The organism is Ectopseudomonas alcaliphila, assembly GCF_900101755.1.
Classification (GTDB): domain Bacteria; phylum Pseudomonadota; class Gammaproteobacteria; order Pseudomonadales; family Pseudomonadaceae; genus Aquipseudomonas; species Aquipseudomonas alcaliphila.
Genome location: NZ_FNAE01000002.1, coordinates 18,189 through 28,008, shown reverse-complemented (window position 1 = coordinate 28,008; position 9,820 = coordinate 18,189). Strand labels below are relative to the sequence as shown.

The 9,820-nt window shown below is 63.0% G+C and carries 10 protein-coding genes; 6 read left to right on the top strand and 4 right to left on the bottom strand.

Annotated elements, in window-relative coordinates; translation table 11 throughout:
* The 3 genes from BLR77_RS25680 to BLR77_RS08905 all read left to right on the top strand — a co-directional run.
* On the top strand, window positions 1–207 hold a 207-nt coding region (locus tag BLR77_RS25680), incomplete at its 5' end, for a hypothetical protein (RefSeq protein WP_238380556.1).
* A 56-nt stretch (window positions 208–263) separates the two neighbouring features.
* Window positions 264–1,235, top strand: a complete 972-nt coding sequence (locus tag BLR77_RS08910) for a hypothetical protein (RefSeq protein ID WP_074676872.1) — start codon at window positions 264–266, stop codon at window positions 1,233–1,235.
* 59 nt (window positions 1,236–1,294) lie between these two features.
* The gene (locus BLR77_RS08905; RefSeq protein ID WP_074676870.1) at window positions 1,295–1,942 is read left to right on the top strand and encodes an HAD family hydrolase; all 648 of its coding nucleotides are present in this window, start codon (window positions 1,295–1,297) and stop codon (window positions 1,940–1,942) included.
* Between the two features lie 72 nt (window positions 1,943–2,014).
* Here the strand turns inward: BLR77_RS08905 and BLR77_RS08900 are convergent, their stop codons facing one another.
* Both BLR77_RS08900 and BLR77_RS08895 read right to left on the bottom strand, forming a co-directional pair.
* Window positions 2,015–2,245, bottom strand: a complete 231-nt coding sequence (locus BLR77_RS08900; RefSeq protein WP_013717841.1) for a DUF1161 domain-containing protein — start codon at window positions 2,243–2,245, stop codon at window positions 2,015–2,017.
* A gap of 63 nt (window positions 2,246–2,308) precedes the next feature.
* On the bottom strand, window positions 2,309–3,370 hold the full coding sequence (locus BLR77_RS08895; protein WP_074676868.1) for an aminopeptidase: 1,062 nt from the start codon (window positions 3,368–3,370) through the stop codon (window positions 2,309–2,311).
* A 123-nt stretch (window positions 3,371–3,493) separates the two neighbouring features.
* On the opposite strand from BLR77_RS08895, the gene BLR77_RS08890 reads away from it, so the two are divergent.
* Window positions 3,494–3,916, top strand: coding sequence for a PA0061/PA0062 family lipoprotein (locus BLR77_RS08890; RefSeq protein WP_074676866.1), 423 nt, complete (start codon window positions 3,494–3,496; stop codon window positions 3,914–3,916).
* A gap of 59 nt (window positions 3,917–3,975) precedes the next feature.
* Here the strand turns inward: BLR77_RS08890 and BLR77_RS08885 are convergent, their stop codons facing one another.
* Window positions 3,976–4,401, bottom strand: a complete 426-nt coding sequence (locus BLR77_RS08885; protein WP_074676864.1) for an OsmC family protein — start codon at window positions 4,399–4,401, stop codon at window positions 3,976–3,978.
* A 344-nt stretch (window positions 4,402–4,745) separates the two neighbouring features.
* The gene (locus tag BLR77_RS08880) at window positions 4,746–5,747 is read right to left on the bottom strand and encodes an LLM class flavin-dependent oxidoreductase (protein WP_074676862.1); all 1,002 of its coding nucleotides are present in this window, start codon (window positions 5,745–5,747) and stop codon (window positions 4,746–4,748) included.
* Window positions 5,748–6,137: 390 nt separating this feature from the next.
* Between BLR77_RS08880 and BLR77_RS08875 the strand changes: the two genes are divergently transcribed.
* A complete protein-coding gene (locus BLR77_RS08875) occupies window positions 6,138–7,109 on the top strand; it encodes a TAXI family TRAP transporter solute-binding subunit (RefSeq protein WP_074676860.1) in 972 nt (323 codons plus the stop codon).
* A gap of 148 nt (window positions 7,110–7,257) precedes the next feature.
* A complete protein-coding gene (locus BLR77_RS08870; protein WP_074676858.1) occupies window positions 7,258–9,816 on the top strand; it encodes a TRAP transporter permease in 2,559 nt (852 codons plus the stop codon).
* Window positions 9,817–9,820 lie beyond the last annotated feature (4 nt).

Genomic DNA, 9,820 nt, shown 5'->3' with positions numbered 1-9,820 from the left:
GAAGATAGAGGGCAAGTGATTGTTTCTCAAGGCCAAAGCCCGAGCCGCGGCGGCTTCACCCTTTTTCCCATCCTCAACCAAGTGCTTGATTTTAAAGGTATGGAAATGGGTTCTGGAAAAAAGGGTATGTCGATCAGGGTATGTAAAGCCGATCACTTACATCGACAGCTGCACGCAAACAGGCTTTCGCACTTTCTTCCCTCGTGATGACGGTTATTCTCCCAGCAACCCTCAGGGACTACATCTACGACAAGGATCGCCCCATGACCGAACCCAACCCCTTCGCGCCCGAACCGCTCGTGCCGATATCGGCCTCACGACAATTGCCGGTACTGCCACTGCATCTGGTGGGCGTGGTCCTGGCGATGAGCGTTGTCAGCATGCTGATATCGCTGATCGGCTGGCTGATGAACGATGTGGCGAGCGACCTGACATTCTGGCTGCGTTATGTTGCCACCTATTGGCTCAGCCATCTGTTGATGGCCGGGCTGGGCGTCTATTGGCTGGCCAATGCCTATATGGAGCGCCACAGCCTGGCGGGTTACCGGCAGCCGGCAACGCTTGTGGTGAGCTATGGGGTGCTGTATCTGTTGCTGACCTGGGCGCTGGGGTACGCCTCGGGGCAACTCTACATGTGGCTGTACGAGCAGGTGGATGCCCACGGTAGCGGGCGCCTGCTGATGAGCTTCGGCTGGTGGCTGGTCGGTCTGCTGAGTTTCTGCCTGGGGGTGCTGTTGCCCCTCTGGCTGCTGCTGCATCTGTTCCGCGGCCAGGCCGAGATGGCCACTGGGGATGTGCAGGTGTCTGGTGTGACGTTGGCCTGGTGTTTTGCGCTGGCCCTGCTGGTGGCCTACCTGCAGCTGGCCGGTCTGATGACCCAGATGGTGAGCGGGATGCTGTACGGCTACGAGCTTCAGGGGTGGGAGGGGGTGCTCAACCTGATCCACGGCGCTCTGTATCTGCTGGTGGCGTTCCTCACCGCACGCGCGGTACTGCCGGAGCAGGCTCGCGGATTCAATGGTGGGCGCCTGATCGTGGCCGTATTGATCACGCTGCTGTTGTGGATCGGCAGTGCGCTGCTTTGCGCGGTCATCATGCTGGCGTTGCTCTGGGTTGGTCTGGTCGCTGATATCGTCCTGATGCTGCTCTTCGGCTTGCTGCAACTGGCGCTGCTCTGGCCATTCAGCCGCCTCGGGCTGCGTTGGGGCTATCGCGTGCAGGCCGCTCAGGCGTGAATGCGCGGGCAAAGGCGGGTATCCTTCGCGACCGTTTCGATTGCGAATAGGCGCTCGCCATGCATCACTCCACCATCCTCTTCGACCTCGACGGCACCCTCACCGATCCGCGCGAGGGCATCACCCGTTCGGTGCAATACGCGCTGGCCAAGCTGGGCATCGACGAGCCGGATCTGGCTGCGTTGGAGCATTTCATCGGACCGCCCTTGCTGCAGTGCTTCATGGCCACCTATGCGTTGGATGAAGTGACGGGCTGGCAGGCGGTCAATCACTACCGTGAGCGCTTCCGGGTTACCGGTCTGTATGAAAATCGTGTGTTCGACGGCGTGGAGGCATTGCTCCAAGCACTGCTGGCGCAGGGGCGAACGCTGTATATCGCGACCAGCAAGCCGACCGTGTTCGCCGAAGAAATCGCCCGGCACTTCGGCTTCGACCGCTATTTCAAGCGCATCTACGGCAGCGAGTTGGATGGCACCCGCACCAACAAGGTGGAGCTGCTGGCGCATCTGCTGGAGTCGGAGCGGTTGGCGCCTGGCTCGGCGCTGATGATTGGTGACCGCAAGCACGATCTGATCGGCGCGCGCAGTAACGGTCTGCAAGCAGTGGCGGTCGGTTATGGCTTCGGTAGTCGTGAGGAGCTGCTCGGCGAGGCGCCAGACTTTCATTTCGAGACGCTGGAGCAGATGCACCGGGCGTTCATCCGCTGAGAGGCTGTAGGGGCGAGCTCTGCTCGCGAATGTAGCTTCGCGAGCACGCTCGCTCCTACAGGAAGAGGTGTATCAGCCGTTGCGCTGATAGACGATCTTCTTGGTGCCGCCGTCGCAGCTGCCGACGACCATGCTCTGATCCTGAACTTCATCGTTGGGTACGATTTCCAGGGTGTAGCTGGGCACGTTGTTGGCCTGAATCTTCACTTCGATTTCCTGCTTCAGTTCTTCGCAGGGCTTGGGCGCGGCCAGCGCGCCACCAGCAAGGAGCATCAGGGCCAGGGCGGGAATCAGTCGTTGCATCGCTTGTACCTCCGGTGTTGGGCGAAACCTGAATAGGTTGGACTGGCAGTTTGCCCCGCAGTTCTAGTTGTTTTGCATCAGGCCTTCCAACTCGGCCCGACGATCTGCTTCCGGCAGCCGACCGAGCGCGGCCACGGCGGCATAGAACGCGCACCAATCCCCTCCTTCCCGCGTGAACAGTGCATCGAATGCCGGCACCCATTGATCGTAGAGGCCGAAGGGCAGCAGCTTGGCGTTGTTCAGCGGGCTTTCGATCCAGGCGTCATAGCGACCCTGGCCACCCCATTCGCGTTGGCGCAAGGCGCGGTAGTCGCGACGCAGGCGCTCGAACTCGCTCTGCTTGGCGGCGCGCATGGCCGCCGCATCCAGTTCGCTGGCGTACAGCCGCCGCAGACGTTCGCGGCTGGCCAGCACCAGTTCGATGAACTGCTGGCGCTGCTGGTCGTCGCTGGCCGGCGGCGTTTCACCACGGGCAGCGTGCCACTGACGCAGGCCTTCGCGTTCGACGAAGGTGGCGAACGATTCGTTGAAAGCCGTATCGCCCGGCAGGTAGTACTGCTGGTGAGCCAGCTCGTGGAAGATCACCGCGATAAAACGCTCGTCGCTCCAGCGCAGCATGGTGTTGAGCAACGGGTCATCGAACCAGCCCAGGGTGGAGTAAGCCTCCACGCCACCGATATAGGTGTCCAGGCCCTGCTGGCGCAGCAGCGCGGCAGCACCGCGAGCACGGCTCTGCTGGTAGTAGCCGCGGTAGGCGACGCAACCGGCGATAGGGAAGCAGTGCAGCTCGGGGTCGAGGGAAAACTCCGGCGTGGCGAAGACATTCCACACCACGAAGGGACGATCCAGGTCGGCGTACAGGCGATAGCTGCGGTTCTCCGGCAACTGCAGGCTGGTGCTGGCGAAGTCTCGCGCCTGCTGACTCAGCGCCAGGCGCCGGGCCAGATCGGGGTCGGTAGCCGGGTCGTGCAGCAGGCGTTCGACTGGCTGGCGTGCCTGCAGCAGTTGCCACTGGCCCTGGCCGAGATGGGCGTAATAGTCGAGGGTCGAGCAGCCGCCCAGCAGCAGGGCTAGCAGGGGAACCGCGCAGTGGCGCAGCAGGTCTTTAGGAGAGGCGTTGGGCATGCCGTCACGCTAGCTGATCGCGTTGTTTCTCTCCAGTCCGTACGTGTGAATACGCCCGTTTCGCCTCGGTTTTGCCCGCCTGCCGATGTAGGCTGGTGTCTTAACCCCATCGTGGAGGTCGCCATGCGCGCCCTGTTTCTCGCTCCCGCCCTGATGATGCTCGGGGCCTGTGCTTCACCCCTGCCCAAGCCCGATCCGCAGCAGGCCTGGGTCGAGCTGTATTCCAGCGCCGATACCCTGCTGATGGCCGACCGCCTGGACGGCAAGCGCTGGCCGGATGGCCGCTATTTTCAGGTGACGCCCGGCAAGCACGAACTGGAAACCCGCTTCCAGTTCGAGGTGCGTAGCGGTGGGTCGATAGGGATGCAGAGCGAGCCATTGCGCATGACCTGCGAGATTCGCCTGCGCTACGACGACTTCGCAGCCGGTCAGCGCTATCGAATCGAGGCGCGCCAACAACTGATGAAGGCGCAGGCCTGGCTGTATGACGAGCAGCGCAATGTGTTGGCGCGTGGCGAGGTTATGCGTTGCGGGACGGCGATCTAGGCCGGGTCTGATCCGCACGGCGCACCCCGCTGATCATCGGGGGCGCCGCCGGTGCGCGGTCAGGCTTCGAGTATGCCTTCCAGGGTGATCGTGGCTTTCAGCAGCTTGGACACCGGGCAGCCGGTCTTGGCGGCTTCCACTGCTTTTTCGAAGGCGGCGCGTTCGGCGCCCGGGATCTTCGCACGCAGCGTCAGATGCACTGCGCTGATCTCGAAGCCGCCCTCGACCTTATCCAGAGTCACTTGCGCCTTGGTGTCGATGCTCTCGGCGGTCATGCCTGCGTCGCCCAGCTCCTTGGACAGTGCCATGGAGAAGCAGCCCGCATGCGCGGCGCCGATCAGCTCTTCGGGGTTGGTACCGGGCTTGTCCTCGAAGCGGGTGTTGAAACCGTAGGGCGAGTCCTTGAGGACGCCACTTTCAGTAGAGATGGTGCCCTTGCCGTCCTTGATACCACCTTGCCAGTGGGCCGAAGCTGTCTTCTTCATGTGCGTCTCCCATCGAATGAACGGGGCCGCCGATCTGGCGGCCTGTTCTGTTCAGAGGGCAGTCACGCGTACAAGTTCGCACTTAGCAGGCTGTTGAAAAACTACCTGCGTTGCCATTGCTACGTTAAAAGCAGGCTCACAGCCGAAGGCTGAACGCGCTTCAGCGCGGCCCCGAAGGGGTGAGCGAAGCGAATCAAATGCTCATTTACAGCTCGTAAAGTCGACCGCGACTCCGACCGTTTTTCGCCTGCTTTTGCCTTGCACTGGCTGCCTCGGCTCGGGCTTCCTGCTTCGCTCTACCTCCTGCATCCATGCAGTCGTCGCCTACGTTTTTCAACGGCCTGCTAGCCGTGTTGCAGCTCGGCAAGGATGTCAAAGGCATGCAGGCGGTCGGCGAAGTCGTACATGTCGCAGGTGAAGATCAGCTCGTCCGCGTCGGTCTGTTCCAACAGCTGTTCCAGGCGCTGGCGCACGGTCTGCGGCCCGCCGATGGCGGCCAGGCCGAAGAACTCGCCCACGGCCTGGCGCTCGTGCGGCAGCCACAGGCCGTCCATGCTGGGTACCGGCTTGCGCTGCACCAAGCTGTGGCCACGGATCAGCGCCAGGATGCGCTGGAACGCGGAGGTGGCCAGGTATTGCGCTTGCTCGTCGCTGTCTGCTGCCAGCAGCGGGACACCGAGCATCACGTAGGGCTTGTCGAGCACTTCCGAGGGGCGGAAGTGATTGCGGTAGATGCGGATCGCCTCGTGCATGTAGCGCGGCGCGAAGTGCGAGGCGAAGGCGTAAGGCAGGCCCTTCATGCCGGCCAGTCGGGCGCTGAACAGGCTGGAGCCGAGTAGCCAGAGCGGCACATTGGTCCCTGCCCCGGGCATGGCGATCACCCGTTGCCCTTCCTGGCGCGGGCCGAGGTAGGCCTGTAGTTCTTCGACATCATTGGGGAAGTCGTCGGCGCTGCCATCACGGCTGCGGCGCAGAGCATGAGCGGTGTACTGGTCGGCGCCGGGCGCGCGGCCCAGGCCCAGTTCGATGCGACCGGGATAGAGGGTGGCGAGGGTGCCGAACTGTTCTGCGATCACCAGCGGTGCATGGTTGGGTAGCATCACGCCGCCCGCGCCGAGGCGGACACGCGAGGTGCCGGCGGCCAGATAGCCGATCAGCACGGAGGTGGCGGAGCTGGCGATGCCATCCATGTTGTGGTGCTCGGCCACCCAGAATCTTTCGAAGCCGAGGCTCTCGACATGTCGGGCCAGCGCCAGCGAATTGTGCAGGGCTTGAGCGGCATCGCCATCGTCGCGAATCGGCGCCAGGTCGAGGGTGGAGAGCTTGATGGAGGCCAGGCGGCTCATGGGGGATTCTCCTCGTTGCATGGCCGGCCACTCTAACCCTTCGGGTCAAGGCTGCGCACGCCAGGCACAGGCATAGTCATCATCGATGTGGGTGATGCGCTGAGGCTCTCGCCACCAGTTGCTCGTCACACAGGTTGCGGGCACTGAGCGGGGCTTGGTGATAGAGGCCGCAACGGCTGGCAGCGTGCAGCACCGCCTGAGGCCGGCTGGCGATGTGCGCCGGTTCTGCCCACTGGCCGGGGCCTGTAATAGCTTCAGGGTCCACACAAGGAGTTACGACCAGTTGGTCATCAGTGCGTGCATATTCGCTGCAAGCGGTTAGACTTCCCACCCGGACGTCGCTCACAAGGCACGCTCGCTCAAAACAACAGAAAAAAAAGGAGATATCCCATGAAAGGCAAATCCTTGGCATGGGTCCTGTCCGCCGCGCTCGCGGGTACTGCCCTGAGTGGCATGGCACAGGCCGAAGAGAAATTCGTCACCATCGGCACCGGCGGCCAGACAGGCGTCTATTACGTAGCCGGTCAGTCCATCTGCCGCTTCCTCAACCGTGGCTCGGCTGAGCACGGCATCAAGTGCAACGCGCCGGCCAGCGGCGGCGGTGTGGCCAACGTGAATGGCATTCGCAGCGGCGAATTCAACTTCGGCATCATGCAGTCCGACCACCAGTTCAAGGCCCTCAACGGTGCTGCACCGTTCGAAGCCGAAGGTGCGATGAGCGATATCCGTGCGGTGTTCTCGCTGCAAAGCGAAGTTTTCACTGTCCTCGCCCGTCGTAGCGCCAACATCGCCAGTTTCGATGACCTCAAGGGCAAGCGTGTCAACGTCGGCAACCCGGGTTCCGGCCAGCGTGACACCCTGGAAGAAATCATGGCCGTCAAAGGCTGGGATCGCTCCGCTTTCGCCCTGGCTGCCGAGCTGAAGCCGGCCGAACAGGCCAGCGCTTTGGGCGACAACAACATCGATGCCATGACCTACTTCGTCGGTCACCCCAACGGCGCGATCCAGGAAGCCACCACCACCACCGACGCCGTTCTGGTTCCGGTGACCGGCGCCGAGATCGACAAGCTGCTGGCCGAGAAGAGCTACTACACCAAGGCCGACATCCCTGGCGGTCTGTACAAGGGCAACGATCAGCCGACTCCGTCCATCGGCGGCAAGGCCGTGCTGTCCACCAGCGCCAAGGCTGACCCGGAAGTGGTCTACCAGCTGGTCAAGTCGGTGTTCGACAACATCGATCGCTTCAAGCGTCTGCACCCGGCCTTCGCTGACCTGAAGGAAGAGGACATGATCAAAGTCGGCCTGACTGCCCCGCTGCATGAGGGTGCCGAGCGTTACTACAAAGAACGCGGCTGGCTGTAAACCTCAGGCCCTGTCGGTCAGAGCCGTCAGGGCCTTCGTGATGCGTCGCCAGGCACATCACCCGATTCGTTTCTAGTGTTAAACAAACCCGCAGGCGCAGGCCCGCGGGTTTTGCCGTTCTCCGATTACTCGAATGCAGGTTCGCCCCATGCATGACAAGCAACTTTCCACCGAGGAACTGATCGCCCAGGATGTCGGCGCGCGTACGCCCGTCGGCCCGATGGCCCAGGTGATAACCGGTCTGGCCCTGCTCTGGTCGCTGTTCCAGTTGTGGATCGCCTCGCCGCTGCCGTTCATCTTCGGTGTTGGCGTGCTCAACGATACCCAGACCCGTGCCATTCACCTGGCGTTCGCCTTGCTGCTGGCGTTTCTCGCCTATCCGGCATTCAAGAGGTCGCCGCGTGATCGCGTACCGCTGCTGGATATCGCTCTAGGCCTGGTCGCCGCAGCCAGTGCCGCCTACCTGTTCATCTTCTACCAGCAGCTGGCCCTGCGCCCCGGCAGCCTGACCACGGGTGACCTGGTTACCGCCTGCATCGGTATTCCCCTGCTGCTGGAAGCCACGCGCCGCGCGCTTGGCCCACCCCTGGCGATCATCGCCCTGGTGTTTCTCATCTACAGCCTGGCCGGCCCCTACATGCCGGGTCTGCTGGCGCACCGCGGGGTCAGCTTCAATGCGCTGGCCAACCACCAGTGGATCACCACCGAAGGTGTGTTCGGTATCGCCCTGGGTGTGTCCACCAGCTTCGTGTTCCTCTTCGTGTTGTTCGGCGCCCTGCTCGAGCGGGCCGGTGCCGGGCACTATTTCATCCAGCTGGCATTCAGCATGCTCGGCCACTTCCGCGGCGGCCCGGCCAAGGCGGCGGTGCTGGCTTCCGGCCTGACCGGGATGATCTCCGGCTCGTCGATCGCCAACGTGGTCACCACCGGCACCTTCACCATTCCGATGATGAAGCGCACCGGGTTCTCCTCGGAAAAGGCCGGTGCGGTCGAAGTGGCCTCCTCGGTCAACGGTCAGATCATGCCGCCGGTGATGGGCGCTGCAGCCTTCCTGATGGTCGAGTACATCGGCATGCCTTATGTCGAGATCATCAAGCACGCTTTCCTACCCGCTGCGATTTCCTACATTGCGCTGCTCTATATCGTTCATCTGGAGTCGCTCAAGCTCGGTCTGCAGCCCATCGGCGGTCATCAGCCCAAGCCCTGGCTGCGTCGCCTGACCGGTTTCGCCTTCGGTGCGGCGCTGATCAGCGGTCTGTCGCTGGCGGTTTATTACGGCCTTGGCTGGCTCAAGCCGGCGCTCGGCGAGTATGCCCTGCCGGTAATTGGCGTCCTGCTCGCACTGGTCTATCTGGCGCTGCTGAAAGTCGCGGCCAGCGTGCCGGTATTGCCGCCGGAAGACCCTGACGCGCCGCTGGAAAAACTGCCGCAGACCCGCGCCGTGCTGCTGTCTGGCCTGCACTTTCTGCTGCCGGTGGTGGTGCTGGTCTGGTGTTTGATGATCGAGCGCCTGTCCCCCGGCCTGTCGGCCTTCTGGGGCAGCGTGATGTTGATCATCATCCTGCTCACCCAGCGCCCGCTGCTGAGCTGGATGCGCCGCGACGGCAGTCACGAGCATGGCACCTTCATCGATGGCGTGGTCGATCTGCGCGAAGGCTTGATTGCCGGTGCGCGCAACATGATCGGCATTGGTATTGCCACTGCCGCGGCCGGTGTCATCGTCGGTGCGGTATCGCAGACTGGCGTCGGCCTGGTGCTGGCCGATCTGGTCGAGCTGCTGTCGATGGGCAACCTGCTGCTGATGTTGCTGCTGGTGGCGGTATTCAGTCTGGTTCTTGGCATGGGTCTGCCGACCACGGCCAACTACATCGTGGTGTCCAGCCTGCTGGCGCCGGTGGTGGTGGCGCTGGGGCAGCAGAACGGCCTGATCGTGCCGCTGATCGCGGTGCACCTGTTCGTCTTCTACTTCGGCATCATGGCGGACGTGACGCCGCCGGTGGGTCTGGCCTCGTTCGCGGCGGCGGCGGTGTCCAAGGGCGACCCGATCAAGACCGGCCTGGTGGCGTTCTTCTACAGCCTGCGCACCGCCGCGCTGCCGTTCCTGTTCATCTTCAACACCGACCTGCTGCTGATCGACGTGGACTTCTGGCACGGCGTGATCATCTTCATCGTGGCGACCATCGCCATGCTGATCTTCGCCGCCGGCACTCAGGGCTACTTTCTGGTACGCAGCCGTTTGTACGAGAGCGCACTGCTGTTGCTGGTGGCCTTCACCCTGTTCCGCCCCGGTTTCTGGATGGACATGTTGCACGATCCTTACCAGGAGGTGCCGCCGGCCCAGTTGGCACAGGCGCTCGATGGTGTGGAGGACGGAAGCTCGCTGCGCCTGCAGGTCCTCGGGGAAAACGCCGTGGGCGACCCTCGCGAATTCACCCTGCTGCTGCCGGTACCCGATGGTGCCTCGGGTGAGGAACGCCTGGAGAAGCTTGGCCTGAATCTCTATGAAGAGGGCGACAAGGTGCTGGTGGACAGTGTCACCTTCGGCAGCATGGCCGCCGATGCCGGGCTGGAGTTCGACCAGCAGATTCTCAGCGTGCGTGCGCCGACCGACCGCTGGATGAAGGAGCTGATGTGGATTCCGGGCTTCTTGCTGTTCGGTCTGATCGTGCTCCTGCAGCGCCGCCGTCAGGTCGCGCAGACCGCATAACGAA

What these genes read in the sequence shown, in the direction of transcription:
- BLR77_RS08910 (WP_074676872.1), top strand. Translation starts at nt 264, where the DNA reads ATGACCGAACCCAACCCCTTCGCGCCCGAACCGCTCGTGCCGATATCG.
- BLR77_RS08905 (WP_074676870.1), top strand. Translation starts at nt 1,295, where the DNA reads ATGCATCACTCCACCATCCTCTTCGACCTCGACGGCACCCTCACCGAT.
- BLR77_RS08900 (WP_013717841.1), bottom strand. Translation starts at nt 2,245, where the DNA reads ATGCAACGACTGATTCCCGCCCTGGCCCTGATGCTCCTTGCTGGTGGC.
- BLR77_RS08895 (WP_074676868.1), bottom strand. Translation starts at nt 3,370, where the DNA reads ATGCCCAACGCCTCTCCTAAAGACCTGCTGCGCCACTGCGCGGTTCCC.
- BLR77_RS08890 (WP_074676866.1), top strand. Translation starts at nt 3,494, where the DNA reads ATGCGCGCCCTGTTTCTCGCTCCCGCCCTGATGATGCTCGGGGCCTGT.
- BLR77_RS08885 (WP_074676864.1), bottom strand. Translation starts at nt 4,401, where the DNA reads ATGAAGAAGACAGCTTCGGCCCACTGGCAAGGTGGTATCAAGGACGGC.
- BLR77_RS08880 (WP_074676862.1), bottom strand. Translation starts at nt 5,747, where the DNA reads ATGAGCCGCCTGGCCTCCATCAAGCTCTCCACCCTCGACCTGGCGCCG.
- BLR77_RS08875 (WP_074676860.1), top strand. Translation starts at nt 6,138, where the DNA reads ATGAAAGGCAAATCCTTGGCATGGGTCCTGTCCGCCGCGCTCGCGGGT.
- BLR77_RS08870 (WP_074676858.1), top strand. Translation starts at nt 7,258, where the DNA reads ATGCATGACAAGCAACTTTCCACCGAGGAACTGATCGCCCAGGATGTC.